Origin of the sequence: Pseudomonas sp. C1C7 (genome assembly GCF_013359595.1) — a bacterium.
Lineage (GTDB): Bacteria > Pseudomonadota > Gammaproteobacteria > Pseudomonadales > Pseudomonadaceae > Aquipseudomonas.
The window spans coordinates 132,017-152,354 of sequence record NZ_JABFMP010000012.1; the positions used below are offsets into that span (position 1 = coordinate 132,017).

General features: G+C 61.2%; 20 protein-coding genes. 10 read left to right on the top strand and 10 right to left on the bottom strand.

Features of this window, described 5'->3' with window-relative positions; translation table 11 throughout:
• Window positions 1–19: 19 nt before the first annotated feature.
• Window positions 20–2,620 carry a bifunctional aconitate hydratase 2/2-methylisocitrate dehydratase gene (acnB, locus tag HNO86_RS12750; RefSeq protein WP_175377344.1) on the bottom strand — a complete coding sequence of 867 codons (2,601 nt, stop codon included), beginning with the start codon at window positions 2,618–2,620 and terminating at the stop codon, window positions 20–22.
• Window positions 2,621–3,075: 455 nt separating this feature from the next.
• Here acnB and HNO86_RS12755 point away from each other — a divergent pair, with 455 nt between their 5' ends.
• Complete coding sequence (locus HNO86_RS12755) at window positions 3,076–3,546, top strand: DUF1289 domain-containing protein (protein WP_175377307.1); 471 nt, start codon at window positions 3,076–3,078, stop codon at window positions 3,544–3,546.
• A 99-nt stretch (window positions 3,547–3,645) separates the two neighbouring features.
• Here HNO86_RS12755 and HNO86_RS12760 read toward each other — a convergent pair whose 3' ends face one another.
• Window positions 3,646–4,509 (bottom strand): universal stress protein, encoded by an 864-nt coding sequence (locus tag HNO86_RS12760; protein WP_175377308.1) that lies wholly within the window; start codon window positions 4,507–4,509, stop codon window positions 3,646–3,648.
• A gap of 160 nt (window positions 4,510–4,669) precedes the next feature.
• On the opposite strand from HNO86_RS12760, the gene HNO86_RS12765 reads away from it, so the two are divergent.
• Window positions 4,670–5,275 carry a tRNA-(ms[2]io[6]A)-hydroxylase gene (locus HNO86_RS12765; RefSeq protein WP_175377309.1) on the top strand — a complete coding sequence of 202 codons (606 nt, stop codon included), beginning with the start codon at window positions 4,670–4,672 and terminating at the stop codon, window positions 5,273–5,275.
• 10 nt (window positions 5,276–5,285) lie between these two features.
• Here the strand turns inward: HNO86_RS12765 and HNO86_RS12770 are convergent, their stop codons facing one another.
• A complete protein-coding gene (locus HNO86_RS12770; RefSeq protein WP_175377310.1) occupies window positions 5,286–5,774 on the bottom strand; it encodes a GFA family protein in 489 nt (162 codons plus the stop codon).
• Between the two features lie 130 nt (window positions 5,775–5,904).
• Window positions 5,905–7,407, bottom strand: coding sequence for a serine protease (locus HNO86_RS12775; RefSeq protein WP_175377311.1), 1,503 nt, complete (start codon window positions 7,405–7,407; stop codon window positions 5,905–5,907).
• Between the two features lie 201 nt (window positions 7,408–7,608).
• On the opposite strand from HNO86_RS12775, the gene HNO86_RS12780 reads away from it, so the two are divergent.
• The 3 genes from HNO86_RS12780 (at window position 7,609) to HNO86_RS12790 (ending at window position 10,832) form a co-directional block, all read left to right on the top strand.
• Window positions 7,609–8,493, top strand: a complete 885-nt coding sequence (locus tag HNO86_RS12780; RefSeq protein WP_175377312.1) for a LysR substrate-binding domain-containing protein — start codon at window positions 7,609–7,611, stop codon at window positions 8,491–8,493.
• A gap of 100 nt (window positions 8,494–8,593) precedes the next feature.
• Window positions 8,594–9,718: an agmatine deiminase gene (gene aguA / locus HNO86_RS12785; RefSeq protein WP_175377313.1), complete on the top strand. Its 1,125-nt coding sequence runs from the start codon at window positions 8,594–8,596 to the stop codon at window positions 9,716–9,718.
• A 16-nt stretch (window positions 9,719–9,734) separates the two neighbouring features.
• Window positions 9,735–10,832, top strand: a complete 1,098-nt coding sequence (locus HNO86_RS12790; protein WP_175377314.1) for an extracellular solute-binding protein — start codon at window positions 9,735–9,737, stop codon at window positions 10,830–10,832.
• 140 nt (window positions 10,833–10,972) lie between these two features.
• On the opposite strand, the gene HNO86_RS12795 is transcribed toward HNO86_RS12790, so the two are convergent.
• From HNO86_RS12795 to HNO86_RS12810, 4 genes are all read right to left on the bottom strand, one after another.
• Window positions 10,973–11,590, bottom strand: coding sequence for a DNA-3-methyladenine glycosylase (locus HNO86_RS12795; protein WP_175377315.1), 618 nt, complete (start codon window positions 11,588–11,590; stop codon window positions 10,973–10,975).
• Window positions 11,591–11,611: 21 nt separating this feature from the next.
• Window positions 11,612–12,694 (bottom strand): bifunctional transcriptional activator/DNA repair enzyme AdaA, encoded by a 1,083-nt coding sequence (locus HNO86_RS12800; protein WP_175377316.1) that lies wholly within the window; start codon window positions 12,692–12,694, stop codon window positions 11,612–11,614.
• A gap of 198 nt (window positions 12,695–12,892) precedes the next feature.
• Complete coding sequence (locus HNO86_RS12805) at window positions 12,893–13,513, bottom strand: LysE family translocator (RefSeq protein WP_175377317.1); 621 nt, start codon at window positions 13,511–13,513, stop codon at window positions 12,893–12,895.
• 90 nt (window positions 13,514–13,603) lie between these two features.
• Entirely contained in the window at window positions 13,604–14,500 is an 897-nt protein-coding gene (locus HNO86_RS12810; RefSeq protein WP_175377318.1) for a DMT family transporter, read from the bottom strand.
• Window positions 14,501–14,589: 89 nt separating this feature from the next.
• Here HNO86_RS12810 and HNO86_RS12815 point away from each other — a divergent pair, with 89 nt between their 5' ends.
• Both HNO86_RS12815 and HNO86_RS12820 read left to right on the top strand, forming a co-directional pair.
• Window positions 14,590–15,921, top strand: coding sequence for a PLP-dependent aminotransferase family protein (locus HNO86_RS12815; RefSeq protein ID WP_175377319.1), 1,332 nt, complete (start codon window positions 14,590–14,592; stop codon window positions 15,919–15,921).
• 82 nt (window positions 15,922–16,003) lie between these two features.
• On the top strand, window positions 16,004–16,588 hold the full coding sequence (locus tag HNO86_RS12820; protein WP_175377320.1) for a LysE family translocator: 585 nt from the start codon (window positions 16,004–16,006) through the stop codon (window positions 16,586–16,588).
• A 53-nt stretch (window positions 16,589–16,641) separates the two neighbouring features.
• Here HNO86_RS12820 and HNO86_RS12825 read toward each other — a convergent pair whose 3' ends face one another.
• A complete protein-coding gene (locus HNO86_RS12825) occupies window positions 16,642–17,478 on the bottom strand; it encodes an AraC family transcriptional regulator (protein WP_175377321.1) in 837 nt (278 codons plus the stop codon).
• A gap of 33 nt (window positions 17,479–17,511) precedes the next feature.
• Window positions 17,512–18,015 carry a VOC family protein gene (locus HNO86_RS12830; RefSeq protein ID WP_175377322.1) on the bottom strand — a complete coding sequence of 168 codons (504 nt, stop codon included), beginning with the start codon at window positions 18,013–18,015 and terminating at the stop codon, window positions 17,512–17,514.
• 266 nt (window positions 18,016–18,281) lie between these two features.
• Between HNO86_RS12830 and HNO86_RS12835 the strand changes: the two genes are divergently transcribed.
• From HNO86_RS12835 to HNO86_RS12845, 3 genes are all read left to right on the top strand, one after another.
• Entirely contained in the window at window positions 18,282–18,530 is a 249-nt protein-coding gene (locus HNO86_RS12835; RefSeq protein ID WP_175377323.1) for a transmembrane sensor/regulator PpyR, read from the top strand.
• Window positions 18,530–19,684 (top strand): NnrS family protein, encoded by a 1,155-nt coding sequence (locus HNO86_RS12840; RefSeq protein ID WP_175377324.1) that lies wholly within the window; start codon window positions 18,530–18,532, stop codon window positions 19,682–19,684. Before HNO86_RS12835 ends, HNO86_RS12840 begins: the two co-directional genes overlap by 1 nt.
• 193 nt (window positions 19,685–19,877) lie before the next feature.
• Window positions 19,878–20,333, top strand: a complete 456-nt coding sequence (locus HNO86_RS12845) for a (2Fe-2S)-binding protein (RefSeq protein ID WP_175377325.1) — start codon at window positions 19,878–19,880, stop codon at window positions 20,331–20,333.
• Window positions 20,334–20,338 lie beyond the last annotated feature (5 nt).

Sequence of the window (20,338 nt, forward strand, 5' to 3'; positions counted from 1 at the left end):
TTTTCATTGCTTTGTAACGTTAGGCTTGAACGACCGGGATGTTGGCGTTCGCTGCAGCTTCACGGAACTCGGCGATCTGGTCGAAGGACAGGTAGCGGTAGACATCGGCCGCCATGCTGTCGATCTTGCCAGCGTATTCCATGTACTCCTCGACGGTCGGCAGGCGACCCAGGATGGAAGCCACGGACGCCAGCTCGGCCGAAGCCAGGTAGACGTTCGCGCCGTCACCCAGACGGTTCGGGAAGTTACGGGTCGAAGTCGACACAACGGTCGAGTTCGGCTCTACACGTGCCTGGTTACCCATGCACAGCGAGCAGCCTGGCATTTCCATGCGGGCGCCAGCCTTGCCGTAGATGCCGTAGTAGCCTTCTTCGGTCAGCTGGTGAGCGTCCATCTTGGTCGGAGGCGACAGCCACAGACGGGTTGGCAGCTGGCCCTTGACCTGATCCAGCAGCTTGCCGGCAGCGCGGAAGTGACCGATGTTGGTCATGCACGAACCGATGAACACTTCGTCGATCTTCTCGCCAGCAACGCTGGAGAGCAGACGGGCGTCGTCCGGGTCGTTCGGCGCGCAGAGCACAGGCTCCTTGATGTCGGCCAGATCGATTTCGATGACTTCGGCGTACTCGGCGTCCTTGTCCGCTTCCATCAGCTCAGGGTTGGCGATCCAGGCTTCCATCGCTTGAGCGCGACGTTCCAGGGTACGTGCATCGCCGTAGCCTTCGCCGATCATCCAGCGCAGCAGGGTGATGTTCGATTGCAGGTACTCGGTGATCGACTCTTTGGACAGCTGGATGGTGCAACCGGCAGCCGAACGTTCAGCCGAGGCGTCAGACAGTTCGAACGCTTGCTCGACGGTCAGCTTAGGCAGACCTTCGATCTCCAGGATGCGGCCGGAGAAGGCGTTCTTCTTGCCTTTCTTCTCTACGGTCAACAGGCCTTTCTGGATCGCGTAGTAAGGGATGGCATGAACCAGGTCACGCAGGGTGACGCCTGGCTGCAGTTCGCCCTTGAAGCGAACCAGGATCGACTCAGGCATGTCCAGCGGCATGACGCCGGTGGCAGCGGCGAACGCTACCAGGCCGGAACCGGCCGGGAACGAGATGCCGATCGGGAAACGGGTGTGGGAGTCACCACCGGTACCGACGGTGTCTGGCAGCAGCATGCGGTTCAGCCACGAGTGGATGATGCCGTCGCCCGGACGCAGGGAAACGCCGCCGCGGGTCATGATGAAGTCAGGCAGGGTGTGGTGGGTGGTCACGTCGATCGGCTTTGGATAAGCCGCGGTGTGGCAGAAGGACTGCATCACCAGATCGGTGGAGAAGCCCAGGCACGCCAGGTCTTTCAGTTCGTCACGGGTCATTGGACCGGTGGTGTCCTGAGAACCCACGGTGGTCATCTTCGGTTCGCAGTAGGTGCCCGGGCGAACGCCGGTCACGCCGCAAGCCTTGCCGACCATTTTCTGCGCCAGGGTGAAACCCTTGGTGCTTTCAGCAGGGGCTTCTGGCTTCTTGAACAGGGTCGAAGGTGCCAGACCCAGCTCGGCGCGAGCCTTCTCGGTCAGGCCACGGCCGATGATCAGCGGGATACGGCCGCCGGCGCGGACTTCGTCCAGCAGGACCGGAGTCTTCATTTCGAAGGTGGTCAGGACTTCGTCGGTGCCGTGCTTGCAGACTTTGCCAGCATGCGGGTACAGGTCGATCACGTCGCCCATGTGCATGTTGGAAACGTCGAATTCGATTGGCAGTGCGCCAGCATCTTCCATGGTGTTGTAGAAGATCGGAGCGATCTTGCTGCCGAAGCAGAAACCGCCGGCACGCTTGTTCGGCACGTAAGGAACGTCGTCGCCGAAGAACCACAGAACCGAGTTGGTGGCCGATTTACGCGAAGAACCGGTACCGACCACGTCGCCCACGTAGGCAACAGGGAAGCCGCCGTTACGCATTTCTTCGATCTGCTTCATCGGACCGGTGACGCCTTGTGCGTCAGGCACGATGCCGTCGCGAGCCATTTTCAGCATGGCCAGGGCGTGCAGCGGGATGTCAGGGCGGGACCAGGCGTCCGGAGCAGGGGACAGGTCGTCGGTGTTGGTCTCGCCGGTGACCTTGAATACGCGCAGGCTGATCTTGTCGGCCAGGGTTGGACGCTTCACGAACCACTCGCCGTCAGCCCAGGACTGCAGCACGGCCTTGGCGTGAGCGTTGCCGTTCTTGGCTTTTTCAGCCACGTCGTGGAAAGCATCGAACATCAGCAGGGTGTGCTTGAGTTCTTCGGCGGCCACTGGTGCCAGTTCGGCGTCGTCCAGCAGGCTTACCAGCGTCACGATGTTGTAGCCGCCCTGCATGGTGCCGAGCAGTTCAACAGCGCGCTTCTTGTCGATCAGAGGGGATTTGGCTTCGCCTTTGGCGATGGCGGAGAGGAAGCCGGCCTTGACGTAGGCTGCTTCGTCCACTCCTGGCGGAACGCGATTGGTGATCAGGTCAACGAGGAAAGCTTCTTCGCCAGCCGGGGGATTTTTCAGCAGCTCGACCAGGCCTGCAGTTTGTTCGGCGTTAAGCGGCTGGGGAACGATACCCAGTGCTGCGCGCTCTTCGATATGTTTGCGGTAGGCTTCAAGCACAGTTATTACCCTCATCAGTGGTCCCAAATGGGTGTCCGGGACGCTCATCCCGAAATTGCCGTACTCATGCGCTGCATGGCGTTGTGAGCCACTTAGCCAGAATTACCGACAATTCCTTACAGAAGCTGCTTTCAAAGTTTTACGCCTGCAGAACGGGAGCTGATGAGGGTTGGCGTTGGGCTTTTCCCCGCTGGAAAAACCCCTCGCCAACACCGCTCTGAAGGAACGACTGTGCTCGTGACGCTTTGAAAACAGCTTCTAACGGACATTGGCGCCTAAAAAGGCTGGCTGATTCTACGGCAAAAAAAAATTAAAGGTAAGTCGCGGTTTATTGGACTTTGGTGGAGCGTGCCGCGAGACGCGATTGACCAAGGCCCTGAACTTTGAGGGGTGATCAATGGCGGGCAAAGGGCTAACATGCTGCCCTGTTTCGCTTTTTGGCCTTCTGCCTCCCTATGCCCAATCAGACCATCAAGACTCCCTGCGTCGGCCTTTGCTCCACTGTTTACGGTGATCTGGTGTGCCGTGGCTGCAAGCGTTTCCACCATGAAGTGATCCACTGGAACGGCTACAACGAGGAAGAAAAGCGCGCGGTGTGGTTGCGTCTGGAGCAGTTGCTGTCCCAGGTGATGGCGGCCAAGGTGGAAATTTTCGATACGGCGCTGCTCAGGACCCAGCTGGAGCAGCGCAAGATCCGCTTCGTGCCCCATCAGTCGGCGTATTGCTGGGCGTACCAGCTGATCGCCCGGGGGGCGCGGGTGATCAACAATCTTGAGGCTTACGGGATGGTGCTGCTGCCGGAGTTTCGCGAGTGGAACCTGCCGCAATTGCGCGATGCGATCGATCGGGAGTTTTTTCTGCTGTCCGAGGCCCATTACCAGCGCTATATCGCGCCGGGGTTTCTCAAGGATGCGTTCGGCGGGTGATTTTCAAGAGCTTCGCGGGCAAGCCTCGCTCCTGCAGGTCGAGGTGATCTGCAGGAGCGAGGCTTGCCCGCGAATGCGGTTCAACTGACGCCACACATCTCAATGCTTGCTGGCCAGCTCATCCAGATGATCTTCAATCTCCTGCGGCTTGAGCACCAGCACATCGCTTTCCACCGCATCGAGTACCACTTCCGCGGTATTGCCGATTAACGTCCCTGAAAGCCCGCTGCGCGCCACGGTGCCGATCACCGTCACCGCTGCCTGCAGCTTGTGCACCATGAACGGAATCAGCACATCCGCAGGTCCCTCCTCGATGTGAAGGTGCTGATCGTCAATGTCGAATTCGGCCTGGAACGCCCGGCACTGCTCGCGATAGCGCGCCTCGATGGTTTCCTTGAGCTGGAAGGTCGGGTCGGCCGACGACAGCATCGGCGAAGGGTGGGCGCTGATCACGTGCAGGTGGGCCCTGGCCAGGCTGGCGATGTCATAGCCGTGATCGATGATGGTGTTGTGCAGGTGACGGTGTTCCGGGTCGGTGTTGCCGACATCGATGGCGGCCAGAATCACCTTGTCCTTCCAGGAACCGGCGGTTTTCACCAGCAGCACCGGGGTAGGGCAGTGGCGCAGCAGTTTCCAGTCCGCCGGGGTCAGCAGGGCTCTTTTCAGCGCGCTGTCGGGGAAGTGCTGCTTGATCACCAGGCCGCAACCTTCGGCCTGCTGCACATCGACGATGGTTTCGTGCAGGCTCTGATTCCAGGCCTGTTCGGTGGTGACGCTGAAACCGTCTTCCAGCAAGGCCGCCTTGAGCACGCTGAGCATGGCGCTGTGGTCATGCTTGGGGTCGCACACCAGCAGATGCAGGTGCGCCTGGGTCACACCGGCAATCAACTTGGCTCTTTTGAGCGCCAGGCTTTCCGAGTGTTCGGGTTCGATGACCACCAGAATGCTGCGTATGGCTTGCATGATCGGGATCTCCTGAAATGAAAACGCATGGCGTTGCACAACTATAGTTGCTGGCTGCCGGCCGGGGTGTTGATACATATCAACGGTCGGCCGCTGGTGGTCTGTGGGCAGGCCGGTATAATCGGCGCCTTTCGTTTCGAACCTTTATTCCGTGGGCCCCATGATCCTTCCCGAAATTCACGAATTCCTTGGCTGTCGCACCCCCGATGGCTGGGTCCAGGCCGCGCTGGCCGATCAGGAAACCTTGCTGATCGACCACAAGAATTGCGAATTCAAGGCCGCCAGCACCGCGCTGAGCCTGATTGCTAAATATCACTCCCATGTTGACCTGATCAACATGATGTCGCGCCTGGCCCGGGAAGAGCTGGTGCATCACGAACAGGTCATGCGCCTGATGAAAAAGCGCAAGATCGAACTGCGCCAGCTCTCCGCCGGGCGTTATGCCTCGGGATTGCGCAAGGTGGTGCGCAGTCACGAGCCGGTGAAACTGGTGGATACCCTGGTGGTGGGCGCGTTCATCGAGGCGCGCAGTTGCGAGCGCTTCGAAGCGCTGGTGCCGCATTTGGATGAAGAGCTGGGCAAATTTTATTTCGGTCTGCTCAAGAGCGAAGCACGGCATTTCCAGGGGTATTTGAAGCTGGCTTACCAGTACGGGGACGCCAAGGACATCGCCAACGTGATCGACCGCGTGCGCGCCGCCGAGCAAGAGTTGATCGAGTCCCCGGACGTTGAATTCCGCTTCCACAGCGGTGTGCCGGCTGCCTGACCCCGCAAGTTTATGAACCCAGACCCAGACGTTCATGCCACTGGGCGATGGATTCTTCGGGGTAATCTTCAAATTGCTTGTCTTCAGGCTGTACATCCACTTCCACCCAAGGTGCCTTCGAGCCAAGCAGCAAATGCGTGTGCTCCGGCGGCACCGGTAACGGCGTATCGATAGCCGAGGCAAACGGGTGGATCAGCGCTGGCCACTGCGGGCTGAACAGCCATAAACCCGAACCGCACACTGAGCAGAAATGCCGCTCGGCACTGCTACGGTGGGCTCGCGCCTCGCCTTCGCCCTTGAACAGCGCATGGTAAATCGTGATGTTTTTGCGTCCGCGAACTTTGAGGCTGTCGGCGTCGCCGGCAAGGTTGATCGCGTAACCGCCGCCACCCTGGGTCTTGCGACAGATCGAGCAATAGCAGCGTTGGTAAGGGTAGGGGTGGGCGCTGGTCAGGCTGAACGATACCGCGCCGCAATGGCAGGAGCCTTCGAGATGCATGATGGCCACCAATGGCTTGAGAGTTCAGGTACAGCCTAGAAGATCGAGGACAAGAGTACTGATGCGATCGTGGGCGGGCCCGCTCCCATCACCTTGAACCTGTGGGAGCGGGCCAGCTCACGATCAACCGTCAGGGCAGCGCCAGCAGGTCAGTGCGAACATCCGAGTAACGGTCACTCAAATCCTGATTTCTGCTGCACAACTTCAACGGTAGTTGCTCGGCCATGAACGTCACCGCTTCGAAGGTCTGGGAGTAGTCGGCAATTTTTATCTGGCTGCAGTCGGTATCTGCTGCCGGGCCCGCGTAATAAAGCACGCCAAAGTGAGTTGGAATCCGATAGTGCCACGTGACGCGGTAGTTCCAGTCGGCACCCAGAGTAATGGTGGGTTCCGCCGGGCGAACCGGCGCTCTTTCCACCAGTTGCGCAGGCGTAATCCAGGCATTTTTCATTAAATCGGCCGTCGGTCTTTGTTCGGCTGACTCCACACCAATGACACATAGGTAGTGCATGCCAGCGACTCGGCTGATAGGTGTGTCGAGGACGACATCCTTGGCATCAAGAGTGCCGCTGTAGTTTCTCGCAGAACTGCAATCGGCAACTTCCCTTACTGTCTTGAAGCGGTAGTAAGGCGTGCTCAAGGAGAACTGTGCATTGAGCACGGGATCCGGACTCGCTGCATTTTTTGGCATGGTCAGATATTGGGTTGGCCAATATTTCAGTTCAGTCAACTGGAATGGAGCGTCGGACTTGCAGAGGTTCGAATCTTTGTTGAAAACGCCTTCGCTGAAACAACTCATCAAATAATCCGCCGCAGACGAATAGTGCGTGTCCGGTGACCACACGATCGTCCCGTTTTTTACTTCACAGGGCGCGTTGTTAAAGCATTGCTCGTCCGCTATCGCGCCGTAGGTGCTGGTCGACATGACACTGAGAATTTCGCCGCTTTGCCTGTCAAGCACGGGGCTTCCCGAGGACCCTGGGCGTATGTCACGGCAACTGTTTTTCAAGGTCTTGAGAGCGACGCGGTCGCCTTCCACCAATTCGGCCTCCGTGGGGCCCTGAGTGCAGGCCGCCAAGCGCAGTCCGGATCGCTCCAAACCTTCAGGGGCGCCAACGATCAGCACATCGGTAGCGTCCTTCGACCATTGCGAGGCGAGTGCAAGTGGCGTTATGCCTTGGTTGATCAGGGCTTGGAGTTCGACGTCCAGTTCCATGATTGCCAGGTCAGTCAGTTCGAAGTCTTTCCAGACGACGCCCTTGATGGCATGGGTTTTATATCGGGTAGGCGTGTCGTTGAAATAATTGAACTTCACGTTGTACTTGTCTGCTGGCGTCAGTGCTGAGCGGATCACTCCAGGCACACAATGCGCGGCGGTAAGCAGGTAAGCCGGTCCGACAGCCCGAGCGTTTTCGTCGCGAGTGTCCAGAAGGCTGGCGGTACAGCCGGGGGCATCATTGAGGAACAGCTTTCCAATGCCATTCCAGCGTTTGTAGTGACCATCCTGATTGTTGAGTAGTACCGCATCGGATCCATTGCCAAGGCCTTCGCCGAGGTCCGTTGCGAAAGTCGATGTGGATACTATTAATGTGGTTATTGCTGCGGATAAGGCGCTCAGTTTGCTGTGTGTCATAACCAATCCCTGGTTGTTTTAATGAGTTGAATGAAGCGTGCAATGACATAAGTTCATTGCCCGGGGCACAGTAAAACTGCCGGGTGTATATGGCGAGACGGGTAACTGTTTGAAGGTATTGCGCGAGGAGATAACGCCGCCCACTGGACGGTTACCATTCACCGGGTCAGCATGGGCGCTTCGAATTCCGGACCCGAACCGATGCGCCGACTTCCTTCACTGGCAGCCCTCAAAACCTTCGAATGCGCCGCGCGCCATGCCCATTTTGGCCGGGCGGCGGCCGAGTTGTGCGTGACCGACAGCGCAGTCAGTCATCAGATTCGGCAGCTGGAGGAACAGTTGGGGGTGTCGCTGTTCATCCGCGAAGGTCGGCAGATCCGTCCGACGATGGCCGCCGGGCGCCTGATGCAAAGTTTGCAGCAAGCCTTCGAAATGATCGGCGAAGCCTGCGATGAACTGCGCGACCCCTCATCCCTTGCCGTGCTTCGATTGGCGGTCACCGCGGAACTTGCGCAAAAGTGGCTGATGAACCGGCTCACGGATTTCTATGCGCGTTACCCGCATATCACCCTGCACCTCTACGAACAGCCGATCGACGCCACCGCGCCAGGAGAGGACATCGACCTGGCGATCACTTATGGCACCGGCCCCGTGGACAGCACGGCGTATTTCGTCCGGCCGCTGCCGGCGTTGCAGTTCTTCCCGGTGTGCAGTCCGGGCCTGTTCAACCAGGGCACCCTGAAAACACCGAAGGATCTGGCCCGTCATTGCCTGTTGCACGACGATCAGGATGGCAAGACCTGGACCGCCTGGCTCACCAGCCATGCCGGTGACCTGCGAGCGCAACGCCAGTTGTATTTTGCCCATGCCGGTCTGGCGCTGGAGGCGGCGGTACAGGGGCAGGGGGTAGCCATGGGCGATAACCTGACGGCGCAGGAAGACTTGCTCAGCGGCCGACTGGTGCGGCCGTTCACCGCCAGCATGACCGCGCTGGGCCAATACGCGCTGGTGTGTGAACGGGTACGGCTGGAGCGTCCGGCCGTGGCGCAGATGCTGGAATGGTTCAACGATCAGTTGGCCGATTGATGAGTTGAATTCAAGTGTTCCGAAATAATCATCGTTGGCGAGGAGGGCGCCGGCCACCTTAGCCTGTGGTCATTCCAATCCCCGCTGATGAGGTTTGACCATGGCACGCTTGCTCGATACCACCCCAAAACTCGACGGTTTCCGCCTGCCCGGCGAGTTCGAAGCCAAGTCCGGCTGCTGGCTCGGCTGGCCGGAGCGCACCGATGTCTGGCGCAACGGCGCCAAGCCCGCGCAGAAAGTCTGGGTGCAGATCGTCACTGCCATTTCCATGAGCGAGCCGGTCACGGTCTGCGCCTCCGCCGCGCAGTTCGCCACCGCCCGCCGCCAGCTGCCGCCGCAGGTCCGGGTGGTGGAGATGACCTGCAATGACACCTGGTTCCGCGACAGTGGGCCGTGCTTCGTGGTCAACGACCAGAGCGGTGAAGTCCGGGGCGTGGACTTCGAGTTCAATGCCTACGGCGGCCTCGATGGCGGCCTGTACTACCCGTGGGACAAGGATGATCAGATCGCCAGCAAGATCCTCGAAATCGAAGGTTTCGACCGTTATCGCGCACCCTTGATCGCCGAACTGGGCGGTATCCAGAGCGACGGCCAGGGCAGCATCCTCACCACCGAGCAATGCCTGCTCAACCGTAACCGCAACCAGCACCTGGGCAAGGAAGAAGTGACCCGCCGGCTGAACGACTACCTCGGCGCCGAGCAGGTGATCTGGCTGCCCCGGGGCTGCAAGTTCGATGAAACCGATGGCCACGTCGATGACCTGGCGTGTTTCGTGCGCCCTGGCGAAGTGGTGCTGCAATGGACCGACAATCGCGATGATCCGCAGTGGGAAATCTATCAGGAGGCCTACGACATCCTGCGCAGCACCCGCGACAGCCGCGGTCGCGAGCTGATCGTGCACAAGCTGCCGCAACCGGATGTGCTGGAGTGGACTGCCGAAGAGGCCGAAGGCCTGGATCAGCTGGACAGCACCCACACCCGTCAGGCCGGGACGAAAATCTGCGCGTCGTACATCAACTACTACGCCGGCAACACCTCCATCGTGGTGCCGCTGTTTGGCGACCGTAACGATCGGGTAGCGCTGGCGACCCTGGCCGAGCTGTTCCCGCGGCACAAGATCGTCGGCATCGAAAACTCCCGGGAAATCCTCCTCGGTGGCGGCAACGTCGCGTGCATCACCATGCCGCAATACGCCGGTAGCGCCAGTCTGAAAAAACCAGCCTGAAAAAAGGAGCGTGATCATGGGCCTGCACAAACTGACTCTAGCGTTGATGCTGGTGCTTGCACCCCTGTGTGTGCAGGCCACCGACACCGCCAAACCGGTGGTCAATCTGTATATCTGGGGCGAGTACCTGGCCCCGGATACCCTGAAGAATTTCGAGAAGCAAACCGGGATAAGGGTGGTGGCCGACCATTTCGATTCTCTGGAAACCGTCGAGACCAAACTGCTGACTGGTCGCAGTGGCTACGATCTGGTGCTCACCGCGGGCCAGCATCTGTCCCGGGCCATCGAAAGCGGCGCGGTGCAGACCATCGACAAGCAGCAACTGCCGCATTTTGCCGGGGTGGGAGAGGAGTTCCGCCAGCACATGGCGGTGTTCGATCCGGGCAACCGTTACGCCGGGATCTACGCCTGGGGCACCACGGGTGTGGGCTTTCAGGAGCAGGCGGTGAAACAGCGCCTGCCCGATGCGCCCACCGACAGTTGGGCGATGCTGTTCGATCCGGCGGTGGTGTCGAAATTCTCCGATTGTGGGGTCAGCCTGCTCAACGATCCCAATGAAGTGTTCGCGGCGGTCATGAAGTACATGGGTCTGGACATCAATCGCCAGAGCCTGGATGACCTGAAGCTGGCGGAGCAGCAACTGGCGAAGATCCGCCCCTACATTCGCTATTTCGACAACGATCTGAACATCAGCGACCTGGCCAACGGCAACACCTGCGTGGCGATGTCGTGGAACGGCAACGTGGCCATCGCCGCCGGCCAGGCAGAGGCGGCGAACAAGCCGTACACGCTCAAGTACCGGATTGCGAAGGAGGGCACGTTGATCTGGTTCGATGCCATGGTGATTCCCAAGGATGCCCCGCATCCCGAGGCGGGCCTGAAGTTGATGGATTATTTGATGACCCCGGAGGTGATCGCGCCGATCACCGACACCATTCATTACGCCAACGCGATTACCGCGGCCGACGGCCTGATCGATCCGGCGATTCGCAATGATCCGGGGACTTATCCGCCGCAGGCGGTGCGTGCGTCGTTGTACAGCAAGAATGACAATGGCAAGGCGTTCAACCGGGCGTTGGTTCGGGCGTTCAGTCGGTTGAAGTCGGGGTTGTGATCGGCCTTGGGTGATGTGTTGTCTGAGCTGACGCCATCGCGGGCAAGCCCGCTCCCACAATGTTCTGGGTTGACCGCAATTTTGTGATCGGCGCAGAACCCTGTGGGAGCGGGCTTGCCCGCGATGAACGATAACGCGGTCTACCGGGCAGGCACCCGCCACAAATACCACGAAGCCACCGTCCGGTAAGGACTCCACGCCAATCCGATCTCAATCATCTGCTTGCGCGTCGGCTGCGCCTCCAGCCCCTTCAACCGCCGATACCCCTCACGCACGCCAAAATCATCGGCGGGCAGGATATCCGGACGCTCCAGGCTGTAGATCAACAGCATCTCCACGGTCCAGCGCCCCACACCGCGCAGGGTGATCAGGCGTTCGATCAGCGCCTCATCCTCCATCGCTCGCGCCGTCGCATAATCCGGCACCACGCCGTCCAGCGCTGCCTGGGCGATGCCCTGAATGGTCGCGATCTTGCTGGCCGAAAAGCCGCAGCTGCGCAGCCGATCAAAGTCCGTGGCGACAATCTGTTCGGGCCTTGGAAACGGGACTGACGGATACAACGCCAGCAATCGCCCGATGATCGCATCGCCGGCCTTGGCATGCAGTTGCTGGTAGGCAATCGCCCGCACCAGCGATTCATAGGGATCGCGCGCGGCGTGGGGCTGGTGCAGGCAGGGGCCGATGGCGTCGATGTGGCGACGCCAGTCGTCATCCAGGGCGGCCAGCCATTGCGTGGCTGGCTGGTAGGGGTCAGGCATGCAGCATCCTTGATGGGGGCTTCAGAGAGCCAATTGCTCGGTGATTTGCACTGCCGCGTTTTCCAGGCGCAGCAGGAACGCCTTGCGCGGTTCGCCTCCAGCGTAGCCGGTCAGCGAGCCGTCGGCACCGATCACGCGGTGGCAGGGCACCACAATCGAGATGCGGTTGTGACCGTTGGCCAGGCCTACGGCGCGGCTGGCGCCGGGTTTGCCCAACAGGTGGGCGATGGTGCCGTAGGTGGTCGTCCGGCCGTAGGGGATTTTCGACAGCTCGGCCCAGACCTGACGGGAAAACTCGCTGCCGGGCATGTGCAGGGGAACACTGAACTCGGTGCGTTGGCCGGCAAAATACTCGGCGAGTTGTTGCTCGATCTGCTGCAGATGCGCGTTATGCCCCGGCGCCACGGCGTAACCAAAGCGGTTTTGCAGGGCCTCGATTTCCCCGGCGAGGGACGCCTGATCGAGAAACTCCAGCAGCACCAGGCCACGCCGCTCGGCCATGGCGATCATTGGTCCCAGTGGCGTGGTCAGGCGGGTGAACAGCAGGGGTTCGCTGTTGGCGGCCCGGCCCGGGGTGATGTGAAAGGACTTCTGGAAGGCATCGCGAAAGCCGCTCAGGGATTCGTACCCCGAATCGAAGGCCGCGCTGTCGATGGAATCGCCGTGTTTCATCCCGCTCAGGGCCATGCCCAGGCGCCGGGTGCGCAACCAGGCATGGAAGGTTGTGCCGAAATGCTGCTTGAACCAGCGTCGCAACTTCAGCGGCTCGATACCTTCGGCCAGCAGTTGCGCGTCGCTCCAGCGCTGCTCGGGATCGGCCTCCACCTGTGCGAGCACTCGCTTCACCCACTCCGGCGCCATGGCCGCGGCGCCCAGGGGCTTGCAACGCAGGCAGGCGCGGTAACCCGCCGCCAGGCATTCGTCGGCATGGGCGAAGAACTCGACGTTTTCGGGTCTTGGGCTGCGCGCGGTACAACCGGGACGGCAGAAAATCCCGGTGGTCTTGACCGCAGTGAAGAACACCCCCTCATAGGAGGTGTCTCGTTCGAGCATGGCGCGAACCATCTCGGCGCGGGGCGGAAGGAGCGTATTTGGCAGGTTCATGGGCGCAGCATAGAACGGCGCGAAGGGCGCCTCCACCGGAAAATCGACAAACAATTTCCGGACACCACACCCATTGGAACTGCGCAGGAGCCCTGTAGGAGCTGTCGAGTGAAACGATGCTGCGATCTTTTGATCTCAAAAAGCAAAATCAAAAGAACGCAGCCTTCGGCAGCTCCTACACGGGAATTTTTTTCAGGCTCAGGTACGGCGCGCCATCAACAGCACAGAAGCCGCCGCCGACAGCAACCCGGCGCAGCAACGGTTGAACATCCGCTTGCCCGACGGCTTGGCGAACCAGCGGCGCATGTGCAGGCCCATGTAGGCGTAGGCGGCGATGGCGATCCACTCCAGCACCAGAAACAGCGCTCCCAGCACCGCGAATTGTGGAGTGATGGCGCGGGTCGAATCGACGAATTGCGGCAGGAACGCGGTGAAGATCAGGATGGCTTTCGGGTTGCCCGCTGCCACCAGGAACTCCTGGCGCGCCAACGCCAGCATCCCCACCGGCGCACCGGCAACGATGTTTTCCACCCCTGTGTCAGCACGCCACAGCTGCCACGCGAGATAGAACAGATAGGCCGCGCCGAGGATCTTGATCCCGTAGAACAAAAGCTCCGACGTCTGCAGCACCACCGCCAGGCCCGCCGAGGCCAGGGCAATCATCCCGGCGAACGCCAGCAGGCGACCGACCCCGGCCAGGCACGCGGTGCGATAGCCGTATTGGGTCGAATTGCTGACCGACAGCAGGTTGTTCGGGCCGGGAGCCATGTTCAGGGCGAAGCAGGCTGGAAGGAAAAGGGTGAGGGTGGCGAGGTCCATGATTCGACTCCAGTACAGGAACCGTATTTTTACCACGCCACCCGGGGAGGCCGACCCATACAGTCGCGCTGGCATGCGCCATAGCAGTGGCTAGCGGGCGAACTTCTTCGCCCCCGCCACGCACAGAATCACCGCCACGGTGACGCCGAGCATGCCGATGCTTACCTGTTCATGCAGCAAGGTCGCCGCCAGCGCCAGGCCGAAAAACGGTTGCAGCAACTGCAACTGGCCGACGGCGGCAATCCCGCCCTGGGCCAGGCCGCGATACCAGAACACGAAACCGATCAGCATGCTGAACAGCGACACATAGGCCAGGCTGAACCAGGCGGGTGTACTGATGCCGCTGAACGTTGCCGGCATGCGCCACCAGGTCAGGGCTGCCATCACCGGCAGGGCCAGCACCAGCGCCCAGGAAATCACCTGCCAGCCACCCAGGCTGCGCGACAGCTTCGCGCCTTCGGCATAACCCAGGCCGCAGGCGAGGATCGCCAGCAGCATCAGGATGTCGCCCTGGGGTGAGGCGGTCAGGCCCTGGGCCACGGCGAAGCCGACCACCAGCAGGCTGCCCAGCACCGAGAAAATCCAGAACACCGGGCGAGGGCGTTCACCGCCCCGCAGAACCCCGAAGGCCGCAGTCGCCAGCGGCAGCAGGCCGACGAAGACGATCGAGTGTGCGGACGTCACGTACTGCAACGCCAGGGCGGTCAGGAGCGGGAAGCCCACCACCACGCCCAGGGCCACGATGGCCAGTGGAACCAGTTGATTGCGCGCGGGACGTTTTTCCTTGAACAACAGCAGCAGGCCCAGCGCCAGCAGCGCCGCGATGGTCGCCCGTACCACCGTGAGGAACACCGGATCGAACTCCAGCACCGCCACCCGTGTTGCGGGCAGCGAGCCGCTGAAAATCACCACGCCGATCAGACCATTGATCCAGCCGCTGGTGCCGCTTTCCAGCGCCCGGTTTTGCAGGTTCGAGGTTCGTTCCATGTTGTTCACGCTCATTGATGGGTTGCACGAAACCCATGCTATGGCTGAGTATCGGTACAATCAAAAAATTGTCATGGATACATTTCGACATGCCTCGCTCGCGCTACAAATCCCTGGTCGACGCCTTCGCCGCCGACATTCGCTCGGGCCATCTGCCGCCCGGCACGCGCCTGCCGACTCACCGGCAATTGGCCACAGAACACGGTCTGGCGTTGGTCACCGCCAGCCGGGTGTATGCCGAGCTGGAGAGCATGGGCCTGATCAGCGGCGAGACCGGGCGCGGGACCTTTGTTCGCGAGACTTCGCTGCCGCCGGGGCAGGGCATTTCCCAGTCGGTGGTGGCGGCGGGGATGATCGATCTGAACTTCAACTACCCGTCGTTGCCCGGTCAGGCCGATCTGTTGCGTGGTGCGCTGCGCCAGCTGGCGCTGTCCGGTGACCTTGAATCCCTCCTGCGCTATCAACCCCACGCCGGACGCATGCACGAGCGCGCGTCGGTCGCCAGGCACCTGGAGGCTCGCGGCATCAAGTTGCCGGCCGAGCAGTTGTTGATCGTCAGCGGCGCCCAGCATGGTCTGGCCGTGGTGATGATGACGCTGCTCAAACCCGGTGATGTGATCGCCGCCGACGCCTTGACCTACCCGGGGTTCAAGACGCTGGCCGAAACCCTGCATCTGGAAGTCCTGCCCATTGCGGTCACCGACCGCGGACCGGACCTGCCGGCACTGGAAAAGCTCTGCCGCAGCCGACCGGTGCGCGCCATCTACAGCATGCCGACCCTGCACAACCCCTTGGGCTGGGTGCTGGACGCCGATCAGCGCGAGCGTCTGGTGGCGATTGCGCGCCAGCATGACCTGACGATCATCGAAGACGCCGCCTACGCCTTTCTCGCCGAAGACCCGCCGCCACCGCTGGCCACCCTGGCGCCGGAACGCACGGTGTACGTCTGCGGTTTATCGAAGAACATCGCCACCGGATTGCGCGTCGGCTTCATTGCCGCGCCCGTGCACTGGGTGGCGGCGTTCGAGCGCACGATCATGGCCACCACCTGGAACACGCCGGGGGTGATGACCGCCATCGCCACGACCTGGCTGGACGACGGCACGGTGGTCCGGCTCGAAGCGCACAAGCGCGCCGACGCCCAGGCCCGGCAGGCACTGGCCCGCGAGATGCTGGCGGGGCTGCGGATCATCAGCCACCCGTCCTCGTACTTCATCTGGCTACCGTTGACCGAAGACGCCCGCGCCGACCAGATCGCCATGGCGTTGATGCGCGAGCAGGTGTCGGTGTCGCCCGCCGAACCCTTTGCCATTACCAGCCACGTGCCCCACGCCATCCGCCTGGCGCTCGGTTCGGTGGACATGGATTCGCTGCGCCAGGCCCTGGTGAAAGTGAAGAGGGTGGTGGAGTTCTACCAGTGACGCAGGGCAGTTTTCTTCAATACGTGCGTTGAGCGGCTCTTTACCTTGAGGCCTGGTTCAACTGAGAAAAAGAAGGTGTGCAATGAGTCTGATGATGTCCATGGCGGCGTTTGCGCTGGCCGCTTCCATCACCCCGGGGCCGGTGAATATCGTGGCGCTGAGTTCAGGGGCGCGCTTCGGCTTTCGCGCCAGCCAGCGCCATGTCGCCGGGGCGACGTTGGGGTTCGTGTTGCTGCTGGTGCTGATGGGCCTGGGGCTGCATGAGTTGCTGCAGATCTGGCCGGCGATGACTCAGGTGGTGCAGTGGGCCGGTGTGGCGTTCCTGTTTTACATGGCGTTCAAGCTGGCGGCGGACAACGGGCAACTGGAAGCCAAAGACGCCAGTCGCGCCCCGTCGATGCTCTACGGCGCGGTGATGCAATGGCTCAACCCCAAGGCCTGGCTGGCCTGCGTCGCCGGCATGGGCGCGTTCGTGGCCGACGGCGAGGCGCGGCTGGTGTGGCAATTCGCGGCGGTGTACCTGGTGATTTGTTATGTGTCGGTTGGGTGCTGGGTGTATGCGGGGACGTTTTTGCGTGGGTATCTGAACAATCCGGCAGGGATGCGGTTGTTCAATCGGGTGATGGCGTTGTTGTTGGCGGTGAGTGCGGTTTATTTGTTGCTGTAGCCACTCTGATACCCATCAGTCTGTACGCCGCGATCGCGTTCGACCTGACGGACTCACTGACCCCGATACTGCCCCGGCGTAGCCGCCAGATGCTGCTTGAACGCCCGCTGGAAATGCGCCTGATCGGCAAATCCCGCCTCCAGCGCCACATCGGCGATCAATCTGCCGCTGCGCAGTTGATCGCGCGCAAACTGAATACGCTGATTCACCAAAAAGGCGTGGGGCGTCATGCCCAAATGCTGCTTGAAAGCCCGAATCAGATAGGACGGCGACAACTGCGCCGCCTCGCAAATATCCTCGAGCTTGAGCATCTGCGTGCAATGTTTGCGGATGAAATCGGCGGCGCGTTCCAGCTTGAAATTGGGCTCGCGCATCGCCTGTCCGGCGGGGTTCAGGCGCAACTGCACGTCAGTGAAAAACTCCACCGCCGCACTGTGCTTGCGCAGGATGTCCTGCTGCGGATCGACCAGCACCTCGTACAAGGCATTCAATCGCGCAAACAGTTCGGCATCCGCCGTATGCGTGACAGCGAAGCGGCGCAACGCCAGGTCGTCACTGAACCCCAACTGATGCTGCAGGTCGGTCAGCCACGGCGTTTCGACATACAGCATCAGGTATGACCAGGGCTGGTCGTCGATGGGATTGCAGGCATGCACGTCGCCAGGGTTCATCAGTACCACGGTGCCGGCGCTGACCTCGAATTGCGACTGCTCATGAATATAGGTACTACGCCCGGCGGTGATCGCGCCGATGGAAAAATGCGCGTGGGCGTGTCGCGTGTAGCAGACCTCGCGGCCATCGGCGATCGAGCGCGCCTCGATGAAGGGCAGGGCGTCGTCGCGCCAGAAGCGCGGGGCCTTGTCGGTGTCCTTGGGCTGTAAACGCTTCATGGTCGATCCCTGGAAAAACAGCCCTGGAGTGTATTAGCTCTCGCCATTGAAGGCTCGTTTCAACTCGGCGATATCGAGTTTTTTCATTTGCATCATCGCCGCCATCGCCCGTTGGGACTTGGTGGTGTCGGGGTCCTTGAGCATCTCCATCATCGCCACCGGCACGATCTGCCACGACACGCCGAACTTGTCCTTGAGCCAGCCGCACTGCTGCGCCTCCACCGGCCCGCCATCGGACAGCCGGCCCCAGAAGTGGTCGACTTCTTCCTGGGTCTGGCAGTTGACCTGGAACGAGATGGCCTCGCTGAAGGTGAAGTTCGGACCACCGTTGAGCCCGGTGAACGTCTGGCCGTCGAGTTCGAAACTGACCGTCAGCACCGAGCCTTCCGGATGCCCGTGAATTTCCTGACCGGCCTTGCCGTAATGGGTGATCGCAGTGATTTTCGAATGATCGAAAATCGCGCAATAGAACTTCGCGGCCTCTTCGGCCTGACCGTCGAACCACAGGCAAGGGGTAAGTTTTTGAGCATGTAGCATGGTGGGTCTCCCTGGCAGGTTTTTGCAGGCTGGACTATCAGCGTAGTCAGCCTGGGTTGCACAGGTGTGGCCGTAGATCGACAAGTGCTGAAGGTATTTCGCTATCAGCGGAGTCAAATTGACTCGATCATGAGTTAAAAAGACTCTTTCGAGAATGAGTCGTAATGACACCATCGCTGGCAGAGTGCTGATTTATAAGGCCTATAAAACTGGCACGGGAGTTGATAGAGAACAGGTACAACTGAACTGCTACAGGAGTCACGGAAATGTTCCATTTCTTCAGCAATCCTCAGAATGTACTGCAACTGTCCAGCCGTGTACTCGGCGTCGGCCTGGCGATGCTGCTGATGGGCATCTACGGCGCTTACCTCTACGACGGTCACCTGTCGATCCTGGCCCTGGTGTCGCTGCATGCCATGACCATCGTCGGGCCGACCCTGCTGAAAATCGGCTACGTCATGCGCCTGCTGTCGCAACACCGCTTGAGCAAACCACTGGCAGGGGCGCTGGCCTGATGAGCAAATTGCCTTCGGCACCGGTGTTCAGTCTCGGCTTTCGTCCGTTCTTTCTCGCGGGTGCCACCTTTGCCGCTCTGGCGGTGGCGATCTGGGCGCTGTGGCTGTACGGCCGTCTACCCGGCGCCCAACCGGTGGGCGGCATGCTCGCTTGGCACCGTCACGAAATGCCGTTCGGTTTTGCCGTGGCGATCATTGCCGGGTTCCTGCTGACTGCGGTGCCCAACTGGACCGGTCGGCCGGGGCTCAAAGGCTGGCCGTTGATAGGGCTTGTGCTGGTCTGGCTGCTGGCGCGACTGGCCTGGCTGATGCCGATTCCTCCTGGCCAGCTGCTGATCCTGCAACTGCCTTTGCTGCCGCTGCTGGCCGTTGTACTCGGTCGTGATCTGATCGCTGCCCGCAAGCGCGAAAACTACCCGATTCTGTTGATGATCACGCTGTTGGCCGGATGTCAGGTCATGACCCTGTGGGGTTTCTGGATCGACGACGTCGGCCTGCAACGCCGTGGTGTGCTGGCCGCGTTGTGGCTGGTCGGCGCGATGATGAGCGTGATTGGCGGGCGGGTGATTCCGTTCTTCATCCAGCGCGGGCTCAATCGCCCGGCGACGCCTGCGGCCAGTCCTTGGCCGACACGGGTGCTGCTGGTGAGCAGCCTGCTCGCAGCGCTGACCTTTGCCCTGGGGCTCAATGACGTTGCGCGGTTGTGGCTGGCGGTGTTGTTCCTGCTGATGGGCGGCTTGCACCTGCTGCGGCTGTGGCGCTGGCATGATCGCGGGATGTGGCGGGTGCCGCTGTTGTGGTCGCTGTATCTGTCTTATGTATGGTTGCTGGTCGCGGCGATCGGCATGGCGCTGTGGCATCTCGGGTTGATGCCCCAGCAAAGCCTGGCCACTCATTCGCTGGCGGTCGGCGGGGTGGGCGGGCTGATATTGGCGATGATTGCCCGGGTCAGCCTGGGGCATACCGGACGGCCGTTGCAGCCGTCCAAGGCGATCGTCGCGGGGTTTGCCCTGGTGTTGCTGGCGGGTCTGTCGCGGGTGCTGCTGGTGCCGTTTTCCGGGGCTGGCCTGGGGGTGTCGGCGGCGCTCTGGTGTGCGGCGTTCGGGATGTTCCTGCTGCGCTATACCGACATTCTCCTCAAGCCACGGGCATAAGATCTCCTGCAGGGGGACGGGAAATCAGCTCGATATCTTCGGTGAACGGCGCCGAGGATGTGACCGGTGGTCGATACATTCCGGCCTGCGAAGCAAATTGGACTTAGCTGAAGGGATAACCGAGGCGCGCGTAGGCCGTTGACGGCCACAGCGACGTCCCCTTCAGGACACCGTGAGTCTGAGGAGCTTCGCAATGCTGACCCTCAATATCAATGGCAAGGACCAGGAACTGGATGTCCCCGCGGACATGCCGTTGCTGTGGGTCCTGCGTGATGTCGCGCACCTGACCGGCACCAAGTTCGGCTGCGGCATGGCCCAGTGCGGCGCCTGTACCGTGCACGTCGACGGTGCGCCGCTGCGATCGTGCATTACCCCGGCCACCGCCGTAGCCCACGGCCAGAAAATCCTCACCATCGAAGGTCTGTCGCTGGACGGTACGCACCCGGTGCAAAAGGCCTGGGCCGAACTCGATGTGGTCCAGTGCGGCTACTGCCAGTCCGGGCAGATCATGTCGGCGGCGGCATTGCTGGCGAAAATTCCGCAACCCACCGACAGCGACATCGATCAGGCCCTGTCGGGCAATATCTGCCGTTGCGGCACCTATCCAAGAATTCGCGCCGCGGTCAAACGCGCCGCGCAACTGGGTTGATGACC

Excerpts from the sequence above, each read along its gene's own strand:
- HNO86_RS12840 (WP_175377324.1), top strand. The coding sequence starts at position 18,530 with ATGAGCAAATTGCCTTCGGCACCGGTGTTCAGTCTCGGCTTTCGTCCG.
- HNO86_RS12815 (WP_175377319.1), top strand. The coding sequence starts at position 14,590 with ATGCCTCGCTCGCGCTACAAATCCCTGGTCGACGCCTTCGCCGCCGAC.
- HNO86_RS12800 (WP_175377316.1), bottom strand. The coding sequence starts at position 12,694 with ATGAACCTGCCAAATACGCTCCTTCCGCCCCGCGCCGAGATGGTTCGC.
- HNO86_RS12795 (WP_175377315.1), bottom strand. The coding sequence starts at position 11,590 with ATGCCTGACCCCTACCAGCCAGCCACGCAATGGCTGGCCGCCCTGGAT.
- HNO86_RS12780 (WP_175377312.1), top strand. The coding sequence starts at position 7,609 with ATGCGCCGACTTCCTTCACTGGCAGCCCTCAAAACCTTCGAATGCGCC.
- aguA (WP_175377313.1), top strand. The coding sequence starts at position 8,594 with ATGGCACGCTTGCTCGATACCACCCCAAAACTCGACGGTTTCCGCCTG.
- HNO86_RS12760 (WP_175377308.1), bottom strand. The coding sequence starts at position 4,509 with ATGCAAGCCATACGCAGCATTCTGGTGGTCATCGAACCCGAACACTCG.
- HNO86_RS12765 (WP_175377309.1), top strand. The coding sequence starts at position 4,670 with ATGATCCTTCCCGAAATTCACGAATTCCTTGGCTGTCGCACCCCCGAT.
- HNO86_RS12825 (WP_175377321.1), bottom strand. The coding sequence starts at position 17,478 with ATGAAGCGTTTACAGCCCAAGGACACCGACAAGGCCCCGCGCTTCTGG.
- HNO86_RS12755 (WP_175377307.1), top strand. The coding sequence starts at position 3,076 with ATGCCCAATCAGACCATCAAGACTCCCTGCGTCGGCCTTTGCTCCACT.
- HNO86_RS12805 (WP_175377317.1), bottom strand. The coding sequence starts at position 13,513 with ATGGACCTCGCCACCCTCACCCTTTTCCTTCCAGCCTGCTTCGCCCTG.
- HNO86_RS12770 (WP_175377310.1), bottom strand. The coding sequence starts at position 5,774 with ATGCATCTCGAAGGCTCCTGCCATTGCGGCGCGGTATCGTTCAGCCTG.
- HNO86_RS12810 (WP_175377318.1), bottom strand. The coding sequence starts at position 14,500 with ATGGAACGAACCTCGAACCTGCAAAACCGGGCGCTGGAAAGCGGCACC.
- HNO86_RS12790 (WP_175377314.1), top strand. The coding sequence starts at position 9,735 with ATGGGCCTGCACAAACTGACTCTAGCGTTGATGCTGGTGCTTGCACCC.
- HNO86_RS12830 (WP_175377322.1), bottom strand. The coding sequence starts at position 18,015 with ATGCTACATGCTCAAAAACTTACCCCTTGCCTGTGGTTCGACGGTCAG.
- HNO86_RS12775 (WP_175377311.1), bottom strand. The coding sequence starts at position 7,407 with ATGACACACAGCAAACTGAGCGCCTTATCCGCAGCAATAACCACATTA.
- HNO86_RS12835 (WP_175377323.1), top strand. The coding sequence starts at position 18,282 with ATGTTCCATTTCTTCAGCAATCCTCAGAATGTACTGCAACTGTCCAGC.
- HNO86_RS12845 (WP_175377325.1), top strand. The coding sequence starts at position 19,878 with ATGCTGACCCTCAATATCAATGGCAAGGACCAGGAACTGGATGTCCCC.
- HNO86_RS12820 (WP_175377320.1), top strand. The coding sequence starts at position 16,004 with ATGAGTCTGATGATGTCCATGGCGGCGTTTGCGCTGGCCGCTTCCATC.